The sequence below is a fragment of the Holdemania sp. Marseille-P2844 genome (genome assembly GCF_900120005.1).
Lineage (GTDB): Bacteria > Bacillota_I > Bacilli_A > Erysipelotrichales > Erysipelotrichaceae > Holdemania.
Genome location: NZ_LT635448.1, coordinates 372,337 through 393,150 on the forward strand (window position 1 = coordinate 372,337; position 20,814 = coordinate 393,150).

A 20,814-nucleotide genomic window follows, 5' to 3' on the forward strand; every position below is an offset into this window, starting at 1 on the left:
GATAGGAAATGAAGGAAAAATTTTTATGGGGCAGTGCGACTGCCGCTTATCAATGCGAAGGCGCCTGGGATGCGGAAGGCAAAGGCCCGAGCATCTGGGATCAATTCTGCCACAGCGAGAAGAACACGACCGGGATTACCGGCGATGTATCCTGCGACTTCTATCATCATTATCAGGAAGATATCCGGATGATGGCTGAAGGCGGTCAGAACACATACCGTTTTTCCATCAGCTGGTCGCGGATCGTGCCGAAGGCGGACCGTGTGATCAATGAAAAAGGCTTTGAATTCTATGACAAGGTTCTGACGGAATGTGAAAAATACGGGATTGTACCGAATGTGACCTTAGTCCATTATGACCTGCCGGATTATGTCGGCGATCAGGGGGGCTGGTGCTGGCCGGGCATTTCCGATGAATTTGCCTATTACGCAGCGGCGGTGTTCCGCCATTTCGGCGACCGGATTCCGCTGTATGTCACGATTAATGAACCGACGCACAACGCTTCGTGCTGTTACATGGTCGGCAATTATCCGCCGAACGAACAGGTCAATATGCAGCATTTCTGCGAGTGTGCCTACAACATGATTCTGTGCAACGCCAAGGCGATCCGCGAATTCCGCAAGCTGAAGCTGAACGCCAAAATAGGGCTGGTGCACGCTTCCTGCAGCGCTGAATCCGTGCTGGATACGCCGGCGCATCGCGAGGCAGTCGAAAACGGTGATCTGTTTACCAACGACTGGGTGCTGGATCCGGCGATCAAGGGCGAAATCCCGCAGAAGCTCATTGACAAGGTGAAAGCTTCCGGCATCGATCTGTCCTTTATGAAAGCGGAAGATCAGGCGCTGATCCGGGAAAACACGATTGATTTCCTCGGTCAGAACGCGTACAGCCGGCTGCTGGTCAAGCCGTATGTATCGGGAGAAACCTGTGCGACCGTTAACAACGCCGGGAACAATGACGGTTCCGGCAAAGCGGCGAAGGAAGGCAAGACCGTTAAGGGCTGGTTCGAGTCCGATACCGATCCGCGGGTTCCGCTGAATCCATGGGGACGGGAAATCTATCCGCAGTGCATCTACAACACCTTGATCAAGCGAAAGCAGAAATATGGCGATATTCCGATCTATATTACGGAAAACGGTCACGGAGCCTATGACGTTGCGGATGAAAACGGCTGGGTTGAAGACGACGACCGGATCCAGTTCCTCCACAATTTCCTGGAACAGATCCTGAAGGCCAAAGCCGAGGGCGTGAACGTCATGGGCTATTATGTCTGGTCGACGATGGATCTTTACAGCTGGATCAACGGCTATAAGAAGCGCTATGGTCTGGTGCGTGTGGATTATGAGAAGGGGCTGAAGCGGATTCCGAAGAAAAGCTATTACTGGTATAAGCAGTTTATCGAGGAGCATCAGGATCTGTAATAAGCCAACGGAAAGCCGGCGGGCATGAAAAACAGTTCATGAACCGATAGCTAAATTCAGCTTGTGCTGAATGGAAAAGAAAAAAATCAGGAGGTGAAACGATGCAGAAATCTGAATTTTTATGGGGCAGCGCGACGGCTGCTTATCAATGCGAGGGCGCGTGGAACCTGGATGGCAAGGGCGTTGGCGAATGGGATGTGTTTTCTCATGAAAGTCCGCTTAACATCAACGGCGCGACGGGCGATGTTTCCTGCGACTTCTATCATCATTATCAGGAAGATATCCAAATGTTAAAGGCCGGAGGCCAGAACTCCTACCGTTTTTCCCTGTCGTGGTGCCGGATTCTGCCGGAAGGCCGGGGCCGGATCAATGAGGAAGGAATTGCGTTTTACAACCGGGTGATCGACTGCTGCCTGGAAAACGGCGTGGTTCCCAATGTGACGTTGTTCCACTACGATCTGCCGCAGGCGCTGGTTGCGCAGGGCGGCTGGGCGAACCGGGAAATCGTCGAGGCGTTTGCCGAATATGCCGAGGTGTGTTTCAAGGCGTTCGGCGACCGGGTCAAGTTGTGGGTGACGATCAACGAACCGAAATATTACGCCTATTGCAGCAATATCGTAGGCAATTATCCGCCGAACCACAAGCTGGATTTTGACCGTTATTTCAAGACGCTTTATCATGAAGCGCTGGCGAGTGCGAAAGCTGTCGCGGTCTACCGGAAGTTACATCAGGACGGGCGGATCGGGATTGTGCATGACAGCAGCAACGTCGAGGTCGCACCGCAGACGAAGCATCCACAGCGGATCCGGATGATCGCCGATCTGTTCTACAACAAGCTGATTCTGGACTGCGCGATCAAGGGCGAACTGCCGGGCGCGCTGCTTCCGTGGCTGAATGAAAACGGGATCGACACTTCCTATGTGCGGTTTGAGGATGCATTGACCTTGGCGGAAGGAAAAGTCGATTTCCTGGGGCTGAATGTCTACAATCGATTCTACATCACGGATTACAGCGAAGGGGAAACCGAAGTTTTCCATAATAACCGCGGCGCGGGATCGGCGGCGAAGGAAGGCATCCGGATTAAGAACTGGTATGAAACAACGATCGATCCTTCGACGAAGCGCAACCTGTGGGGGCGTGAAATTTATCCGCGCTGTATGTTGAACACCTTGCGGGAAATCCGCGAACGGTATGGCGACATTGACGTCTATATCACGGAAAACGGCCATGGCTGTTATGAAACGCCGGATGAAAATGGCGTCGTGCAGGATGAAGAGCGGATTGAGATGATGCAGGGCTATATTGATTTTATGTTCCGCGCAATGGAGGAAGGCTGTCCGGTCCGGGGGTATTATGCCTGGTCGACGATGGATTTGTACAGCTGGGTGAACGGCTATGAGAAACGGTATGGGCTGGTGCGCGTCGACTTTGAGGACAACTGCCGGCGGATTCCGAAGAAAAGCTATGGCTGGTATAAGCAGCTGATCGAAGATTTTCAAAAATAATTATTTCCTAATTGCAGCCGGAGTTGACGACAGCTCGATGCAATCGTGTTGAAAAGCACAGGGCCTCCCTTCCTGTGCTTTTTTCTGTTTTCATTTCTGATAATCGTTTGCGTGAATAATCAAAAAGTCGGCGGCACAGGACAGAAAGACATCCTGAAATATTGACAAATCCGATATTTAAAAAGAAAGGGCAGAACAGAAGCGGGTTAATTCTTATTTAATGTTGTGAGCAATCGTGACCTCCAGTCATAATTTGATCCCCATGTTGTTCAAGTTTTCAATAGAGAATCCACAGCTGCCCTCCTTTTTAATAGAGATGCCATGACAGCGGGATGTCAGGAATGAATTGACTGAGGAAGGCGAGGGGAAAGTAAATTCTGTGATCAAGATTGTATTCTGGTCAGTTTTCAATCGCTAAGCGTGCGGTGTTTTTCAACGTTCAGATTGAGGTCAATAAGAAATTTCGTTACTGCTTTTTAAGCAAATTTTAATTGAGCTTCGATTGGCTGTTATTTGTTTATAGATATAAAGAAGAAAATGGAACGATCTTTCATAGTTTATGGATTAAAAACAGTAGTCCTTTACTAAATCATGATTTACTCAATCTGGATTTGATAAAGGAACATTTCACTCATTCTCCCGCTGTTTCAGGGATAGACTTATAAAGCTGCTTCCGTTTAACCGCTCTGTCCCCGGATCGGTAAAAAGTTGAGAAAATTCAGGAGTTTCCGATGGGAACAGGGTTGTAAGATCATGAAATTCCGATATAATGAATCTGGAAAAAGAAATCAGGTGAAATTATGGAAACACAGCGTTTAACTAAGAAGGACAGTGCTCAAATTGTAGAAATTTTAAACCGCGGCGGCGTCGTGGCTTTCCCAACCGATACCGTTTACGGATTGGCCGTTCGTTATGACCTGAAAGAAGCAATCCTGAAAATGAAGGAAGCGAAACAAAGACCGGAAACCAAGCCGTTTCCGATGATGGTTTCGTCGAAAGCCCAGATCGAACGGGTTGCCGTTACCGACGCGCGGTCGCAGAAATTGATCGACCACTGGATGCCTGGGGCCTTGACGCTGGTGTTTAAGAAAAGACCGGAAGTTGACGAATTGGTGACGAATGGATTTCCGACGATTGGAATCCGGATGCCGGATGATGAGTTTGTTTTGGAAATCATCAATCGCGTCGGTGTTCCCCTGTTAGTGCCGAGCGCCAATTTAAGCGGACAACCGTCGTGTACGACGTCAGAAGAAGTGCTGAAACAGCTGGATGGCCGGATTGATGCGGTCGTCCTGGGCGAAAGCGGCGCGAGCACGGCCAGCACGGTCTGCGATACGACCGGCGATGAGCTGAAAATCTTACGGCAGGGACCAATTAAGCTGGAAGATCTGAAAGCTTCAATTTAAGGATTTAACAGGCAAAAAAATAAGAAAAGGAGCGGTGAAGATGAAAATTGCAATGGCTTGTGATCATGGCGCTTATAAAAATAAGGAAGCGCTGAAAGCAAAATTGATTCAGGAAGGTTACGAGGTTGAAGATTTCGGATGCTTCAGCGAGGAAAGCATCGACTATCCGAAAGTGGCTTATCCGTGCGCGAAAGCGGTTGCGGAGGGAAAAGCGGACCGCGGCATCGTCATGTGCGGCACAGGGATCGGCGTCAGCATCGTCGCGAATAAAGTGCCGGGCATCCGCTGCGCGCATGTGCATGATCTGGAAACCGCAAAGCTGACCCGCGAGCATAACGATTCCAATGTGCTGGCAATGGGCGGACGGATTATCAGCCAGGAGCTGATCGAACAGATTGCCGAGGTTTGGCTGACGACGCCGTTTTCCAACGAAGAGCGGCATCAGCGCCGGATTGATCAGATTGCGGAATTAGAAAAGAAAGCGTAATTTCAAGCTCAGTAAAAAACGATCGTTCATTTCTGATAAGAAAATGACAACGATCGTTTTTTTTATGATTCATATAAGTCAGACGGTTCTCATCGAAGCGCTGCTTTTTTACAATGGTCTTATTTATTCAGCGTGTCGATCACAACCGGCAGCACCTGCTTCTTCCGCGAGATGAAGCCCGGCGCAAAACCGCCCGTCAGCACCGTCTTAAACCCTTCCTCGATGACCCAGCCTTTTTTCCCCGTATACAGGAAATGCGAGCCGGAACCTTTCGGATCCGTGAATAAGATCAACAACAGATCGTAATGATGCTGCAGATTCTGCTCTTCCAGATACGCCAGAAAATCCGGCTTGATCTGTTGGTATTCATCCGGACAGCGGCACACAACCTGACCGATCGCCACCTTGCTGTCCTGAATCCGGAACTCCTTGAAATCCTCATACATCAATTCCTGAAACGATTTGTTCATCAACGAATCCGAGGTTCCGACCAGCTCCTCGGACAAGGTCTGCCGGTCAACGCCGGAAATCTGCGCCAGCTTCTCCGCGGTGATCCGGTCAATCTCGGTCGTGGTCGGCGATTTTAAATTCATGGTATCCGAAAGCAATCCGGCTAACAAAACCCCGGCGATCTGCGCGGGAATCTCAATCTGATGCTGCTCATAGAGATTGGCGACGATCGTGCAGGTGGAGCCGACGATCTGGTTCACAAACGAGATCGGACTCTGCGTTTCAATCCCGCCTAAACGATGATGATCGACAATCTCAATGATCTCCGCAAATTCCAGATCATGAATACTCTGTTCTTTTTCATTATGATCGACTAAAATCAGCTGTTTCTTCCGATAATTAAATAAGTGGTACCGGGAGATCGCTCCGATCACTTCCTCTTTTTCATTGACGACCGGATAGGTGCGGAAGCGCGTCTTCGCAATCCGCTGGCTGGCCCCGTCGACCGTCTCGCTGTTCCGGAATACGACCACATCCCGGGTCATGACCTCCTCAACGCTGGGACTCTGGAAAATGCTGTGCGCCACCGTGATCGCACTGAGCGGCGTATGCAGAATGGAAACCTGTTCCTGTTTCGCCATCTCCAATGTGATCGAATCCACCCAGTTCTCACCGCAGATCAAAATCAACGACGCTTTCTGGCGGATCGCCGAGCGCTGTACTTCCGGGTTGTTCCCGACGATCACGATCGTGCCTGCCTCGATGTTGCTGTTCTGACCTAAAGAAGGCATCAGATGAACTTTTCCATTCGGATGAAACGGCGCTTCATAAAGCAGGGAAGCCCGCGTGGTTTTCAAAATGTTGGCTAACGGCACCCGGCTCATCAGATCCTCCAACGCCTCCTCATCTGCCGTCCACAGATTCGTCAGATCAGAAACGGAGACGATGCCCTCCAGATGATGCTTCTTGTCCACGACAAAGATCCCTTTGTTTTTCCGGGACAGGATCGCATCAAGCGCTTCCTTCATCGTCGTGTCCTTGCTTAAAAGCATCGCTTCGTCCATGTCGATTTCCGCCAGCGTGCATTTGGCGCTCGTCAAAAGCATCGGCACTGGCAGCTGGAAACGGTCCAGGATGTATAAAGTTTCCTTGTTGACCGCGCTGAGCCGGGCCGCCACGGTGTTGAGGCCCAGCTTGTTTTTCAGCGCTGAATAGGCGATCGCCGCACAAATCGAGTCGGCGTCAGGATTTTTATGACCAATCACATATACAGGTTTATCCATAGTTTATCCTCACTGACTTCATCATAGCGAAGTTTTTCTGGAAAAACAAGGTCGATTTATGACCGCTTCCCTGCAGATTGCTCAAAGTTTGCGGGCATTGGCAGTTTTCTAGCACTGATCCGCAGTTTCCTTCGTCTGGAACTAGGGACTCTGGCTGCGTTCATGAGGACAAAACAGCATTCTGAAATGAAGATCAGCCTTGTTCAGACGTTGACAAAACAGGGTGGTTTGTCCGCTTTTCCGACATATTATTTTGTTTGTCTATGTTCGCAAGGCCGGGCTTTTGCGTATAATAACACCCGAAAAGGAGGTCGTGCGAAAACTCACGAGAAAGTGAGCTGGAATCCTTTGTATTTTGATCAGGGTCAATGGTATAATAACCGTGATAACGCTAACAGAATAAGGAGAGAGCTTATGTTGAAAGTATTGAATCACCCGCTGATCACACACAAGCTGGCCCAGATGCGCAAGGTGGAAACCGGAACCAAGGATTTCCGTCAGAATCTGGATGAAATCGCCGGGTTGATGGCGTATGAAATCTGCCGCGATCTGCCGACCAGACCGGTGACGATTCAAACGCCGATCTGCGAATGCCAGACGGAAGAACTATCCAAGGAAATTGTTCTGATTCCGATCCTGCGCGCCGGGCTGGGGTTAGTCAACGGTATCACCGATCTGATTCCGACCGCCAAGGTTGGATTTATCGGTCTGTACCGCGATGAAGAAACCTTGCAGCCGCACGAATATTTTGCCAAGTTCCCCAACACGATGCCGGACGCCGTGAATATGGTGCTGGATCCGATGCTGGCGACCGGCGGTTCCGCCGTTGCGGCGATCGACATGATCAAAAAACGCGGCGCCAAAACGATTAAGCTGGTCTGTCTGGTCGGCGCGCCGGAGGGCGTCAAAGCCGTTGAGGAAGCGCATCCGGACGTCGATATCTATCTGGCCGCGCTGGATGATCACTTAAATGAAAAAGGCTACATCGTTCCGGGTCTGGGCGATGCCGGCGACCGGATCTTCGGCACGCGTTAGTGAAAGGCCTTGTTCAGGCGCTGACGCTGGGCTTCACTATCGTCGTTTCCATTCTGGCGCCGACGCTGGTCGGACTGGCGCTGGATCATGTCTGCGCCGTCCGCCCCTGGGGCACGGTCGGCGGAATTGTCTGCGGCGCGTTCTGCGCGTTCGGGGCTTTGTGGCAGCTGACAAAAACAAAGTAAGGAAAACGTATGCGTAAACAAGCCATTTCTATCGCGCTGGTTGTATCGAGCCTGATCGTGCTGACCGGCGTCTTCACCGATTGGCGGATTGCGTCCGGCTACGTCTTCGGCGCAATGATTTCCGCACTGCTGTACTGGCGCACGACGATGTTCTGCGATCAGGTTCTTGATCAGCAGGCAGCCGGGAAAATCGGCCTGATCGGCCATTTCCTGTTCAGCTATCTTCTGATGGCGCTGCCGTTGTTGATCGCGGCGCTGGCGCCCGAGGTGTTCAATATCTTCGCGGCGGCCGGCGGATTGTTTCTGATGAAATTTGTTCTGATTCTTGATTCTGTTTTAGAAAGGAGGGAAAAAGATGGGTAAACCGCTGCACCTGACGATCCAATCGGATGTCTTCGTCATTCTGGGCGTCACTATCCTGTTGTGTCTGGCCGTCATCGCGCTGTCGAAGAAAATCGACAAGACCGATCCGCTGGCCAAACCGCACGGGCTGGTCCTGTTGGCAATCATGCTGGTGGAAACGCTCGATAACCAGGTGAAGGACAATGTCGGACCCCGGATCGCTAAAAATCTGTCGCCGTATGTCACGACGATTGCGATTTACATCTTTTTAAGCAATATTCTGGGCCTGTTCGGCTTCTCTTCTCCCACAGGCAATTACAGCGTCACGCTGATGCTGACGTTCATCACGTGGGTGCTCGTCCAGATCGCGCAGCTCAAAGCCGGCGGCTTCAAGGCGTACATGCATTCGTTTATCGAACCGATTCCGGTCTTTCTGCCGATGAATATCTTCGGCAAATTCTCGACGCTGCTGTCGATGTCGCTGCGTCTGTTTGGCAACGTGCTGTGCGGAGGCATTATCATGTCTCTGGTTTACAGCTTTACGTCATGGTGCTCGACCGCTTTAATCAATTTTATTGTTCCCGTCGGATCGGCGATCAACTTCATCGCTCCGATTCTGACCCCGGCGCTGCATTTCTACTTTGACTTGTTCGCCGGATTTATCCAGACCCTGATCTTCATTACCCTGACGATGGTCTTTATTGGCAATGAAGTTCCGGACGAGATGAAAAAAGCATAACTATTAGGAGGAAAAAATTATGGATATCGCAAAAGGTTTAATCGCAATCGGCGCCGGTCTGGCTGTTATGACCGGTATGATGACAGGTATTGGTGAAGGTTTCGTCGCCGGCAAGGCCGTTGAGGCGATCGGCCGCAATCCGGAAGCGGAAGGCAAAATTCGTTCGACGATGATTCTGGGTATCGCGCTGTCTGAAACCTGCGCCATTTACGGCTTGTTGGTAGCGATCCTGCTGATCTTCGTCTTCTAAACCAGACACGTGTACGAAAACGATAGAGCAGGAGGGAAGATATGATTGAGATAGATGTAATCGGCCAACTGCTTCCCAATCCGATTACGATGCTGACGCAGCTGTGCTCCACGCTGGTGCTGTTTCTGGTCATTAAGAAATTTTTGTGGAAGAGCATCACCGGTATGCTGGACCGGCGCGCCGAAAAGATGCAGGAGGAGCTGACCGCCAGCGAGCAGGCCCGCCAACAGGCGCAGCAGGATCGCGAAAACGCCCGTCAGGAATTGAAGGAAGCGGTAACCCGTTCTCAGACGATGATTGAAAAGGCGACGGTGGAAGCCAAGAGCGTGCGCGAAGAAATTGTGCGCAAAGCAAAAACGGAAGCCGATGATCAAATTATCCGGGCGCGCGGCCAGATTGAGTTGGAGCGCTCGCAGATGCAGAGTGAAATCCATCGGGAAATGGTCGAAGTCGCAATGAGCGCCGCGGAGAAGCTGATCGGAGAAAAGAGCATTGAGGCCGGCGATCGTCAGGCTGTCGATCAATTTGTAAAGGAAGTAAGCGCGTATGGCCAGTCAGGTCGCTGAACGGTATGGCGAAGCGCTGTTTGAGCTGGCAAAGGAAAGCGGCGAACTGGTCCGCTGGGGACAACAGGCCCGCTGCTTAGCGGCCGTCGTGGAAGAAAATCCGCAGCTGCTGGATTTTTTCAACGCGGTGAAGATCAGCGCGGAAGAAAAAAAACAGATGGTGAACACCCTGTTTGCCGGGCGGATCGACGTCATGTTCATTTATTTCCTCGATTTGCTGATCGACAAGAAACGAACGAAGCATGCCGTTGAGATTCTCCGCCAGTTTATCAGTCTGGAAAACGCCGAGCGCGGCGTGGCGGAAGGGGTTGTCTATTCCGCACGCAAATTGGCGAAGGAAGACGTGGAGCGCATCGAACAAGCGATGGCGAAGCGGCAGGGACAGAATCTGGAACTGACCAACCGGGTCGATCCGCGGTTGATTTCCGGCATTAAAGTGGTGATCGGCAATGAAGTGATCGACGGCTCCATGAAATCAAAAATTGAATCACTGAAAAGTGAACTGTTGAAGGAAAGCAGGTGAGAGAATGAGTTTAAGACCTGAAGAAATCAGTGCGCTGATCAAAGAACAGATCAAGCACTATGAAGATAAAATTCAGTCGAACGACGTCGGCTATGTCATTCGTGTCGGCGACGGCATCGCGCTGATTCAGGGATTGGACAAAGCGATGTCCTCCGAGCTGCTGCTGTTCCCGCATGATGTTTACGGCATGGTGCTGAACCTGGAAGAAGACCATGTGGGCGCGGTATTGCTGGGCGACGACACGCTGATTAAAGAGGGCGACGAAGTCAAACGCACCGGGCGGATCGTCGAGGTTCCGGTTGGGGACGGTATGCTGGGACGCGTCGTCAACGCATTAGGCCAGCCGATTGACGGCAAAGGCCCGATTGCCAGCGACAAGACCCGTCCGGTAGAACGGGTAGCGCCGGGCGTCATGACGCGGAAAAGCGTGCATCAGCCGTTGATGACCGGTTTGAAGATCATCGACTCCATGATCCCGATTGGCAAAGGCCAGCGTGAGCTGATCATCGGCGACCGTCAGACCGGCAAGACGGCGATCGCGGTCGATACGATTCTGAACCAGAAGGGACAGGACGTCTATTGTATTTATGTGGCGATCGGTCAGAAGGCCAGCACCGTCGCGCAGATTATGGAAAAACTCCGTCAGCACGACGCGATGGACTACACGACGATCGTCGCGGCGACGGCCAGCGAAATGGCGCCGCTGCAATATCTGGCCCCGTATGCCGGCTGCGCGATCGGCGAGGAATGGATGGAACAGGGCAAAGATGTCCTGATCATCTATGACGACCTCTCCAAACACGCGGTCGCTTACCGCACCATGTCGCTGCTGTTAAGAAGACCACCGGGACGTGAAGCGTATCCGGGCGACGTTTTCTATCTGCATTCCCGTTTGTTGGAACGGGCGGCGAAGCTGAACGACGAGCTGGGCGGCGGTTCCCTGACGGCGCTGCCGATCATCGAAACCCAGGCCGGCGATATTTCGGCATACATTCCGACCAATGTCATTTCGATTACCGATGGTCAGATTTTCTTGCAGACGGAACTGTTCAACGCCGGCGTGCGGCCGGCCGTCGACAGCGGCTTGTCCGTATCCCGTGTCGGCAGTGCGGCGCAGACCAAAGCGATGAAGCAGGTTTCCGGCTCGCTGAAGCTGGATTTGGCCCAGTATCATGAAATGCTGAGCTTCTCTCAATTCGGTTCCGACCTGGATCCGGTGACCAAAGCGACGATCGACCACGGCGCGCGGCTGACCGAGCTGTTAAAGCAGGGCCAGTATTCTCCGCTGACGATGAGCCAGCAGGTCTTGTCGCTGTTTGCCGCGAAGAACGGGTATCTCAAAAATGTACCGGTTGAACAGATCAAGGGCTTCGAGGAAGGCATGCACAAGTTCTTTGCTCAGGATAAAGCCGATCTGATCGCCCGGATTGAATCGGAAAAGAAGATCGACGCCGATCTGGAAACCGCGCTGAAACAGGCGATGGACGAATATCTGCAGCAGTTTCAGCTGATCAGTGGGATGTAACCCATGGCGCAGGGAAAGCAAGCGTTAAAGGGACGCATCCGTTCCGTCAGCGCCACCCGGAAAATCACCAGCGCGATGGAACTGATCGCCAACGCCAAGCTGCAGAAACAGCGTGTGCAGATGGAAAAGAACCGGGAATACGCGGATACACTGCGCCAGATCGTCAGTCAGATTCTGGCGAACAACCCGGAAAGCGAATGCGTTTATTTAAAGAAAAATCAATCGCCGCGCACGCTGACGTTCATGTTCACCTCGGACATGGGCTTGTGCGGGGCATACAACGCCAACCTGCTGCGGATGGCCGGCGAAGTTCTGGATCCGCAGGATCCAATGATCGTGATTGGAACCAAAGGCACAAGCACGCTGCGGCAGAAGGGATTTAATCTGATCCGCGAGCCGATCGGCTCCGATCATGTTGATTTCTATGTGTTTAACGATCTGGCGGATGAAGCGCTGAAACTGTACGTCAGCGGTGAGATTGGCAAGATTCAGATTCTCTATTGCCAGTTTGTCAACGCCGTAACGTTTACGCCGCAGCTGCTGACGCTGCTGCCGGTCAGTCCGATGGAACGCGAAGGCCGGGAGTTTAAGGTGGAAACCTTATTTGAACCGGGGCCGGACGCCATTCTGAATTCGTTAATTCCGATGTACGTCCGCTCGTTGTTATACAGCGCGCACATGCAGACCAAAACCGCGGAACAAGGTTCCCGGCGGGTGGCGATGGAAAGCGCGACGGATAACGCCGACGAGCTGATCGACAAGCTGACGCTGCAGTACAACCAGGCACGTCAGGCGGCGATCACGCAGGAAATCACAGAAATTGTCGCCGGGGCGGACGCCTCGTAGCGAAAGGAGAATTTATGGCTAAAAATATTGGAAAAATCGTACAGGTCATCGGACCGGTCGTGGATATCCGTTATGCCGCCGGTCAGCTGCCGGCCTTGAACAATGCGATCGTGGTGGAGAAAGGCGAAGGCCAGCGCATCACTGTCGAGGTGGCTCAGCATATTGGCGACGACGTCGTGCGCTGCATCGCGATGGCTTCCACCGATGGTCTGGTCCGGGGCATGGACTGCCTCGATACCGAAGCGCCGATCAGCGTGCCGGTAGGCCAGCAGGTGCTGGGCCGGATGTTCAACGTCCTGGGCGAGGAGATCGACGGTCTGGGCGAACTGCCGGAACCAAATAAAAAACTGCCGATTCACCGCGCCGCGCCCTCCTTTGAGGAACAGCTGACGTCTGCGGAAATTCTGGAAACCGGCATCAAGGTCATCGACCTGCTTTGCCCGTATGCCCGCGGCGGCAAGATCGGTCTGTTCGGCGGCGCCGGCGTTGGCAAAACCGTGCTGATGCAGGAGCTGATCCACAACATTGCCAAGGAACACGGCGGCATGTCCGTTGTCGCCGGGGTCGGCGAGCGAACCCGTGAAGGCAACGATATGTATCATGAAATGAAGGACTCCGGCGTTCTGGACAAGACCGTGCTGGTCTATGGTCAGATGAACGAAAGCCCGGGCGCGAGAATGCGCGTGGCGCTGTCCGGCTTAACGATGGCGGAATATTTCCGCGATCAGGAAGGTCAGGACGTCCTGTTGTTTATCGACAATATCTTCCGTTTTACCCAGGCGGGTTCGGAAGTTTCCGCACTGCTGGGCCGGATGCCGTCGGCGGTCGGTTATCAGCCGACGTTGGCGACGGAAATGGGTCAGCTGCAGGAACGCATCACCTCGACCAAGCGCGGTTCGATCACGTCGGTTCAGGCAATCTATGTGCCGGCGGACGATCTGACCGACCCAGCGCCGGCGACGACATTCTCCCATCTGGACGCCAAGACGGTTCTGGATCGTTCGATTGCGGCGCTGGGTATTTATCCGGCGGTGGATCCGCTGGAATCCAGCTCCCGCATGTTGGATCCGCTGGTTGTCGGCGACGAACATTACGAAGTCGCCCGCGGCGTCCAGCAGCTTCTGCAGCGGTATAAAGAACTGCAGGATATCATCGCAATCCTGGGGATGGACGAATTGTCGGATGAAGACAAGAAAATCGTCAACCGGGCGCGCCGGGCACGAAACTTCCTGTCGCAGCCATTTCATGTCGCGGAACAGTTCTCCGGGTATAAGGGGAAATATGTACCGTTGAGTGAAACGGTCCGCAGCTTCAAAGAGCTGTTGGCAGGCAAGTATGACGATCTGCCGGAACAGGCGTTTATGTTTGTTGGCACGATTGAAGAAGCGGCGGAGAAAGCCCGCCAGCTGGGGCAGTAGCATATGATCCACTGCCGCGTGGTGACGCCGGAAGGACTGGCGAAGGAAATGGATACCACCATCCTGAATGTGGTCAGCACTGTCGGTCAGCTGGGAATTTTATCCCGTCACGTACCGCTGGTCACGCCGCTGGCCATCTCCCGCATGATTACGGAAGAAAGCGACGGCCGCAAGGAATACGCGGTCGCCGGCGGTCTGTTATATTTTGAAAACGATCTGGCGACGATCCTGACCGACGCGATTGAGTCCAAAGAGGAAATCGATCTGCGCCGGGCCGAGGAAGCGAAGCAGCGCGCCGAAGCACGGCTGGATGATCCGAATATGGACATGCGCCGGGCAGAGGTGGCTTTGAAAAAAGCGATCAACCGGATCTCCGTGAAAAACGAGCTCAAATAAACCAAAGAAAACGACGATCTGATCTGAAAAGGAAAGGTCGTCGTTTTTCATGTTTTCACCGAGCTTTTAAGCAGTCTTGATAAAAAGAAGATTAAAGGGATTGAATTCCGGGGAAAGATAGAAAGAAAAATAGGCGGGAACCGGCGGCGAACTGATTTGTTTTCATGAGTTTCAGAAAAGGATCGGCAGTTATTGCCCCATTCTTCCGCAAAGCGGTTTCAATCTGAAAAAGAAACTCTTATAATGATAGGAAAGGGAAGGGTGACTTATGAAAACAGTTTATATCCATGGAATCCTGTTAGATGGTTCCGAGAACATGGAACCGCAGGTGGGGATGGCCGTGATTACCGAAGGGGAAAAAATTATCGCGATCGAGCCGCAGCAGTCCGCTTATGAAGGCGCGCAGGTCGTCGATCTGAAAGGGCAGTACATCATGCCGGGGTTGATCAATCTGCACGTTCATCTGCCGGCCAACGGCAAGCCGAAGAAGAAACAGAGCGATCCGAAGAAACTGGTCAAGCTGATGACAAGCAACAATTTCCTGCGCAAAATCATGTTGAAGATGTGCGAAGGGTACGCAAAGACACAGCTGATGAGCGGCGTGACGACGATCCGCACGGTCGGTGGCGTTGAGGACGTCGATACGAAAATCCGCGATGCGGTGCTGGCGGGCAAAATTGACGGACCGCGGATTTTGGCGGGGAATATGGCAATTTCCGTGCCGGGCGGCCACATGGCCGGATCATTGGCGTATGAGGCGACCTCTCCGGAACAGGCACGGTCTTTTGTTCGTCAGATCGCCAAGGAAAAGCCGGATCTGATCAAGCTGATGATCACTGGCGGCGTGCTGGACGCGAAGGTTAAAGGGGAGCCGGGAGAATTGAAAATGTCGCCGGAAATCGTGAAGGCGGCGTGCGAAGAAGCGCATGCTCTGGGGCTGCAGGTAGCGGCGCATGTGGAAAGTCCGCAGGGCGTACAGGTCGCGTTGGAAAACGGCGTCGATACGATCGAGCATGGCGCGATGCCGAGCGCGGAGATTATCCAGCTGTTCAAAGACCGCAAGGCCTGCCAGGTGGCAACACTGTCACCCGCCCTGCCTTATGCATTATTTGACCGGGCTGTCAGTCATGTTTCAGAAATGGAACAGTACAATGGCAAGGTCGTTTTCGACGGCATTGTCGAATGTGCGAAGGAATGTCTGGCCAACGGCATTCCGGTCGGCCTGGGCACGGATACGGGCTGTCCGTATATCACACACTACGATATGTGGCGGGAAGTCAACTACTTCCATAAGTTCTGCGGTGTTTCCAACGCTTTCGCGCTGTATACCGCGACTAAACGCAACGCCGAGCTGGTGGGAATCGGCGATCAGACAGGTTCCATCGAGGTCGGCAAGTGTGCGGATTTCATCGTCACGGAAAAGAATCCGCTGGAAGATTTAACAGCGCTGAGGAAGGTCAGCATGGTGGTCGCCCGCGGCAAGCGTTATGCGGATCCGCAGGTCAAGAAAATGCCGGAGGTCGAACAGGCGCTGGATCAGTTTATTTAGACATAGGGATATAAATACAACGATTGCCGGACTGCAGAGATACAGCCCGGCGATCGGTTTATAAAGCTTAAAGAGGGATGAATAAGCGTTCAATTTGATCATTTAGGGATTCAATGATATCAAATTTACAAAAATGATAAAATTGAATAGGGCTATTCCAGATATCATAATAGAAATCAATCCACCCATAGGAGTAATAATAGAATTATCGATTATAAAAATTGAATTCAGGCTACGATGAGAACGTATAGTGGAGGACGATCATGATAGAAAGAAAGACATACTTAGATCAGCTTTCAGCCTGGAAAGATGAAAAAGTCATCAAGGTGATCACCGGTATTCGCCGTTGCGGAAAATCGACACTATTAAAGCAAATGCAGGAACGTATGATAAAAGAAGGGATAATAGAAGATCAAATTATTTCAATCAATTTTGATGGCTTGGAAGATGAAGCTTTGTTAGATTATAAGACACTATATGCTTTATTCAAAAGCAGTTTTGTTTAAATAAAAGGACCTATATCTTTCTTGATGAAATTCAAAGAGTAGAAGCTTTTGAAAAAGTCGTCGACAGTCTCTTTTTAAAGGAAAATGTGGATATTTATATAACAGTTTCCGATACTTATTTACTTTCTGGTGATTTAGTTACTTTATTGTCAGGGCGCTATATTGAAATTACGTTGTTGCCTTTATCCTTCAAGGAAGTTGTTGAAGCGCAAAAACCAGAGAATCTCGATCAGGCATTTTTGAACTATATGCGTAACGGCGGCTTTCCTTATCTTGCCACAGTGAACAAGACATCCGAAAAAGCTCCGGATTATCTGGAAGGAATTCTGAATACAGTCGTTGTAAAAGATATCGAAGAACGTCAGAATCGAAAAAATAACGACGGGAATCAGCGAAAAACAACAGATGCGGCGTTATTGCTTACCATCGCTCGTTATTTGGCGAGTGTCGTTGGCAGTCCGGTATCCGCTAAAAAGGTAACAGATACGCTGATTTCCAGCGGCAGAAAAATTTCGCCGAATACCGTGAGCGATTACATGGAAGCTTTGTCAGAAGCGTTTATTTTTTACAAGGCAGATCGTTTTGACGTCGTAGGAAAACAATTACTGAAGGTTAATGCGAAATGGTATCTTGTGGATTTAGGACTTCGGACTGTGATGCTGCCGCGAAAGAATTATGATCTCGGTTTTTCGATTGAAAATATCGTATATTTAGAACTTCTACGAAGAAGATATCGCGTGTATATCGGTAAACTGGGAAATACAGAAATTGACTTTGTAGCTCAAAAACAGGATATAATCACGTATATTCAGGTAACAGCGAACATGACGGCGGAAGAAACGTTTAATCGTGAAATGAAGCCTCTGCAAAATATCCAGGATAATTATGAGAAAATTGTTCTTACTTTGGATCGTTTTACACCCGGAAATTACAATGGAATTAAAGTCGTGAATGTCATTGACTGGCTGCTTGAAGAATCGAATGCATAGGGGCGATATGTTCTTCGGTATTACGTGGTGTGCTCAGAATACGATCGAAAAAATCATGCAGGTCTGTAAAGCTCTGAGGACTGGTTAAAGATTTTAGTAAGTAAGCTTTAAGAATAGCCAAGGAAGGTGAGCGGAATAATGAATTATGAAATTGTAGAGGGAATTGATGAATCTTCTTATTTTGTTTTGCCCTGCCATCGTAAAGGGTAAGAAAAAAATATGCTATGATAATGTAGTGCTGAACCCGGTCAAAAAAAGTCTTTTATATACTATATGTGTGATGATCAAGATCCTGATTATGGTAATAATGATCCAGCAGCAATAAGACAACATATGAGGTGGTCATTGATTTTTATGACGGTTTGGAAAAAGACTGCGTAAAATGGTGAAAAAAACCCGAAAACCAATCTTATATCTCTATTATGAGACCTTAATTAAGTAAAGTTATGGCATGATTAAACGCAACGATGTCCTAATCTAATAATTCAAGTTCACTTTTTTAGCAATTCAATTTTATCATTTTAGATTTTAATTATATCAAAATTTTAAAAATGATAAAATTGAATTGCTTTTTGATAATATTGAATCTATAATGAAACTGTCGGAAAGCATAAATTCTAAATTCGTTTAAATAGGAATTCTGATTTCTGGACTTATTGATGTTTCTCTGCAGAAAGGAGACGGATATGAAAAAATTTGAATATAGCGAATTATCGAAAAGTTTATTGACACCTCAAATTGTTTCCTTATTGACAACTATTCATGAATATAAAGGGGAACAAAATCTGTTTATTGAATCCAATGCAGATAAATTAAGCGATCTTGTTGAAATTGCAAAGATTCAAAGCGTAGACGCGTCGAATAAGATTGAAGGCATTTATACATCTGATGAGCGATTAAAGAAAATTGTTATGGATAAAACGATGCCTAAGACCAGAAATGAGAAAGAAATAGCGGGTTATCGGGACATATTAAATATGATTCACGAAAACTATGATTACATTCCGATTCGATCAAATTACTTTTTACAGCTGCATGGAGGGATGTATAAGTTTACAGGTTTAAGCATTGGTGGAAAATATAAGAATGCCGATAATATCATCGCTGAAACGGATTCTCAAGGGAATAGTAAAATCAGATTTCGCCCCGTCGAATCATGGAGAACGCCTGAAGCTATTGATGAATTATGTGATGCATACAATCAAGCCTTGAAAGATAATGTTGATCCACTTCTTTTGATGCCCATGTTTATTTTGGATTTCCTTTGCATTCATCCGTTTAATGATGGCAACGGAAGAATGAGCCGATTACTAACATTATTACTTTTGTATAAATCAGGCTATATTGTCGGCAAATATATCAGCATCGAAAAGCTAATTGAAACTACAAAAGAAAGCTATTATGAAGCTTTGCAGCAAAGTTCGCTAGGCTGGCATGAAAATAATAATGACTATACACCCTTTGTTGAATATTATCTAGGTGCCATTGTTGCCGCATATCGCGATTTTTCTTCACGAGTCCAAATTCTGATTGAATCCGGATTTTCTAAACCTGAAAGGGTACGCGCAATTATTAAACGAAATGTGGGCAAGATTACAAAAGCGGAGATTATGAAACAATGTCCGGACATCAGTCAGATTACGATTCAAAGAGCTTTAATTGAATTAGTTGATAAAGGAGAAATCATCAAGATTAGCGGAGGAAGATATACTTCCTATATTTGGAATGAGGAGAAAGAATAATGATTACAGGTGAATTAAAAAATAAGATTGATAGTTTATGGGATATCTTTGCGGCAGGTGGCTTAACCAATCCGTTAGAAGTTATTGAGCAAATAACGTATCTAATGTTCATTCGTGATTTAGATGATGTAGATAATAAAAATGCAAAAGAAAATGCGATACTGGGTTTACCCTTTAAAAGTATTTTCTCAGAACAAGTTCAAATTGGTGAAAGGTCAATTAATGGGAATCAACTTAAATGGTCAGTCTTTCATGATTTTCCTGCCGGCAAGATGTATGAGATTATGCAAGATTGGGTTTTTCCTTTTATTAAGAATCTACATGCTGATAAGAACAGTGCGTATTCAAAATACATGGATGATGCGATATTTAAATTACCAACTCCTTTAGTTTTATCTAAGGTCATTGATTCACTGGATGATATTTATGATTCTATGAGCAAATCTGAAAAAAAAGATATCCGAGGAGATGTATACGAATATCTTTTGTCGAAGATTGCGACGGCGGGCAGGAATGGTCAGTTCAGAACACCAAGACATATTATTGAAATGATGGTCAAATTAGTAAATCCGAAACCAGAAGATACGATTTGTGATCCTGCTTGTGGAACCGCAGGATTTCTAGTTGAAGCCAGTACTTATCTTATCGACACTTATAAAAATGATATTTTAATGAATAAGGAAAATCGAGATCACTACATGAATCATATGTTTCATGGTTTTGATATGGATCGAACGATGCTTCGAATTGGAGCCATGAACATGATGACACATGGGGTAGAATCTCCTTTCATTGAGTATCGGGACAGTCTTTCGGATCAAAATTTGGATCAGGATAAATACTCGTTAGTTTTAGCAAATCCTCCGTTTAAAGGCACATTAGATGCGGAATCCGTATCATCCGATCTGTTAAAAGTCGCTAAAACAAAAAAGACTGAGTTGTTATTCTTGGCTTTATTTATAAGAATGTTAAAGATTGGCGGTCGTTGCGCTTGTATTGTTCCGGACGGAGTTTTGTTTGGATCAAGCAACGCTCATGTGCAAATCAGAAAAGCGCTTATTGAGGAGAATCGACTGGAAGCTGTCATTTCCATGCCGTCTGGCGTATTTAAGCCATATGCCGGAGTTTCTACAGGAATCCTCATTTTCACGAAGACAGGTCACGGTGGAACAGATAAAGTCTGGTTCTATGATATGAAAGCTGACGGCTTTTCATTGGATGATAAACGTTCAATAGTCAAAGAAAATGATATTCCAGATATCATTAATAGATTTAAAAACCTTGATAAAGAAATTGATAGAAAACGTACAGATCAAAGCTTCTTTGTCAATAAAGAAGAAATTGTGAATAACAACTATGATCTTTCTATTAACAAATATAAAGAAGTCGTGTATGAAAAAGTGGAGTATGCGCCAACTCATGAAATACTTGCGGATATTGTGGCATTAAACAAAGAAATAGATAAGAATTTAGAAGAACTAAAGGCTTTACTGGAAGGATAGAAAGGAGAAAAATCTGAATGATAAATTCGGATTTGTGGGGATGAATGGATGAATAAAATTAAACTTTCATCAATATGTGATATACAGTCAGGTGGAACACCTTCAAGAGGAAAAGCAGAGTTTTGGAATGGAGGAACAATTCCTTGGGT

21 protein-coding genes are annotated in these 20,814 nt (G+C 48.6%); 20 read left to right on the forward strand and 1 reads right to left on the reverse strand.

The window, feature by feature from the left end:
* Nucleotides 1–8: 8 nt before the first annotated feature.
* The 4 genes from BQ7364_RS02615 (at nucleotide 9) to rpiB (ending at nucleotide 4,819) form a co-directional block, all read left to right on the forward strand.
* Nucleotides 9–1,421 (forward strand): glycoside hydrolase family 1 protein, encoded by a 1,413-nt coding sequence (locus tag BQ7364_RS02615; protein WP_072683260.1) that lies wholly within the window; start codon nucleotides 9–11, stop codon nucleotides 1,419–1,421.
* Between the two features lie 101 nt (nucleotides 1,422–1,522).
* Entirely contained in the window at nucleotides 1,523–2,926 is a 1,404-nt protein-coding gene (locus BQ7364_RS02620; protein WP_072683261.1) for a glycoside hydrolase family 1 protein, read from the forward strand.
* An 800-nt stretch (nucleotides 2,927–3,726) separates the two neighbouring features.
* Nucleotides 3,727–4,332, forward strand: a complete 606-nt coding sequence (locus BQ7364_RS02625) for an L-threonylcarbamoyladenylate synthase (RefSeq protein WP_072683262.1) — start codon at nucleotides 3,727–3,729, stop codon at nucleotides 4,330–4,332.
* A gap of 40 nt (nucleotides 4,333–4,372) precedes the next feature.
* A complete protein-coding gene (gene rpiB / locus BQ7364_RS02630) occupies nucleotides 4,373–4,819 on the forward strand; it encodes a ribose 5-phosphate isomerase B (protein ID WP_072683263.1) in 447 nt (148 codons plus the stop codon).
* 119 nt (nucleotides 4,820–4,938) lie between these two features.
* Here the strand turns inward: rpiB and BQ7364_RS02635 are convergent, their stop codons facing one another.
* On the reverse strand, nucleotides 4,939–6,552 hold the full coding sequence (locus BQ7364_RS02635; RefSeq protein WP_072683264.1) for a putative manganese-dependent inorganic diphosphatase: 1,614 nt from the start codon (nucleotides 6,550–6,552) through the stop codon (nucleotides 4,939–4,941).
* A 414-nt stretch (nucleotides 6,553–6,966) separates the two neighbouring features.
* Here BQ7364_RS02635 and upp point away from each other — a divergent pair, with 414 nt between their 5' ends.
* From upp to BQ7364_RS02710, 16 genes are all read left to right on the forward strand, one after another.
* The gene (upp, locus tag BQ7364_RS02640) at nucleotides 6,967–7,587 is read left to right on the forward strand and encodes a uracil phosphoribosyltransferase (protein ID WP_072683265.1); all 621 of its coding nucleotides are present in this window, start codon (nucleotides 6,967–6,969) and stop codon (nucleotides 7,585–7,587) included.
* Nucleotides 7,587–7,772 (forward strand): AtpZ/AtpI family protein, encoded by a 186-nt coding sequence (locus BQ7364_RS02645; RefSeq protein WP_072683266.1) that lies wholly within the window; start codon nucleotides 7,587–7,589, stop codon nucleotides 7,770–7,772. The genes upp and BQ7364_RS02645 overlap by 1 nt, the downstream gene beginning before the upstream one ends.
* Before the next feature lie 9 nt (nucleotides 7,773–7,781).
* Nucleotides 7,782–8,135: a hypothetical protein gene (locus tag BQ7364_RS02650; RefSeq protein WP_072683267.1), complete on the forward strand. Its 354-nt coding sequence runs from the start codon at nucleotides 7,782–7,784 to the stop codon at nucleotides 8,133–8,135.
* Nucleotides 8,128–8,853 (forward strand): F0F1 ATP synthase subunit A, encoded by a 726-nt coding sequence (locus tag BQ7364_RS02655; protein ID WP_072683268.1) that lies wholly within the window; start codon nucleotides 8,128–8,130, stop codon nucleotides 8,851–8,853. The genes BQ7364_RS02650 and BQ7364_RS02655 overlap by 8 nt, the downstream gene beginning before the upstream one ends.
* A gap of 19 nt (nucleotides 8,854–8,872) precedes the next feature.
* A complete protein-coding gene (atpE, locus tag BQ7364_RS02660) occupies nucleotides 8,873–9,103 on the forward strand; it encodes an ATP synthase F0 subunit C (protein ID WP_006057958.1) in 231 nt (76 codons plus the stop codon).
* Nucleotides 9,104–9,144: 41 nt separating this feature from the next.
* On the forward strand, nucleotides 9,145–9,669 hold the full coding sequence (gene atpF, locus BQ7364_RS02665) for a F0F1 ATP synthase subunit B (RefSeq protein WP_072683269.1): 525 nt from the start codon (nucleotides 9,145–9,147) through the stop codon (nucleotides 9,667–9,669).
* Nucleotides 9,650–10,192, forward strand: a complete 543-nt coding sequence (locus BQ7364_RS02670; protein WP_072683270.1) for a F0F1 ATP synthase subunit delta — start codon at nucleotides 9,650–9,652, stop codon at nucleotides 10,190–10,192. Before atpF ends, BQ7364_RS02670 begins: the two co-directional genes overlap by 20 nt.
* Before the next feature lie 4 nt (nucleotides 10,193–10,196).
* Nucleotides 10,197–11,717, forward strand: coding sequence for a F0F1 ATP synthase subunit alpha (atpA, locus tag BQ7364_RS02675; protein ID WP_072683271.1), 1,521 nt, complete (start codon nucleotides 10,197–10,199; stop codon nucleotides 11,715–11,717).
* A gap of 3 nt (nucleotides 11,718–11,720) precedes the next feature.
* Nucleotides 11,721–12,563 (forward strand): ATP synthase F1 subunit gamma, encoded by an 843-nt coding sequence (gene atpG / locus BQ7364_RS02680; protein ID WP_072683272.1) that lies wholly within the window; start codon nucleotides 11,721–11,723, stop codon nucleotides 12,561–12,563.
* A gap of 14 nt (nucleotides 12,564–12,577) precedes the next feature.
* Complete coding sequence (atpD, locus tag BQ7364_RS02685; RefSeq protein WP_072683273.1) at nucleotides 12,578–13,981, forward strand: F0F1 ATP synthase subunit beta; 1,404 nt, start codon at nucleotides 12,578–12,580, stop codon at nucleotides 13,979–13,981.
* A 3-nt stretch (nucleotides 13,982–13,984) separates the two neighbouring features.
* Nucleotides 13,985–14,377 carry an ATP synthase F1 subunit epsilon gene (gene atpC, locus BQ7364_RS02690; RefSeq protein WP_072683274.1) on the forward strand — a complete coding sequence of 131 codons (393 nt, stop codon included), beginning with the start codon at nucleotides 13,985–13,987 and terminating at the stop codon, nucleotides 14,375–14,377.
* A 268-nt stretch (nucleotides 14,378–14,645) separates the two neighbouring features.
* Nucleotides 14,646–15,926, forward strand: a complete 1,281-nt coding sequence (locus BQ7364_RS02695) for an amidohydrolase family protein (RefSeq protein WP_072683275.1) — start codon at nucleotides 14,646–14,648, stop codon at nucleotides 15,924–15,926.
* 263 nt (nucleotides 15,927–16,189) lie between these two features.
* Nucleotides 16,190–16,432, forward strand: coding sequence for an AAA family ATPase (locus BQ7364_RS18480; RefSeq protein WP_200798748.1), 243 nt, complete (start codon nucleotides 16,190–16,192; stop codon nucleotides 16,430–16,432).
* 29 nt (nucleotides 16,433–16,461) lie between these two features.
* Nucleotides 16,462–17,421, forward strand: a complete 960-nt coding sequence (locus tag BQ7364_RS02700; RefSeq protein WP_255370382.1) for an ATP-binding protein — start codon at nucleotides 16,462–16,464, stop codon at nucleotides 17,419–17,421.
* 686 nt (nucleotides 17,422–18,107) lie between these two features.
* Nucleotides 18,108–19,163: a Fic family protein gene (locus tag BQ7364_RS02705; protein ID WP_072683276.1), complete on the forward strand. Its 1,056-nt coding sequence runs from the start codon at nucleotides 18,108–18,110 to the stop codon at nucleotides 19,161–19,163.
* Nucleotides 19,163–20,665 carry a type I restriction-modification system subunit M gene (locus BQ7364_RS02710; protein ID WP_072683277.1) on the forward strand — a complete coding sequence of 501 codons (1,503 nt, stop codon included), beginning with the start codon at nucleotides 19,163–19,165 and terminating at the stop codon, nucleotides 20,663–20,665. Before BQ7364_RS02705 ends, BQ7364_RS02710 begins: the two co-directional genes overlap by 1 nt.
* Nucleotides 20,666–20,814: the final 149 nt, after the last annotated feature.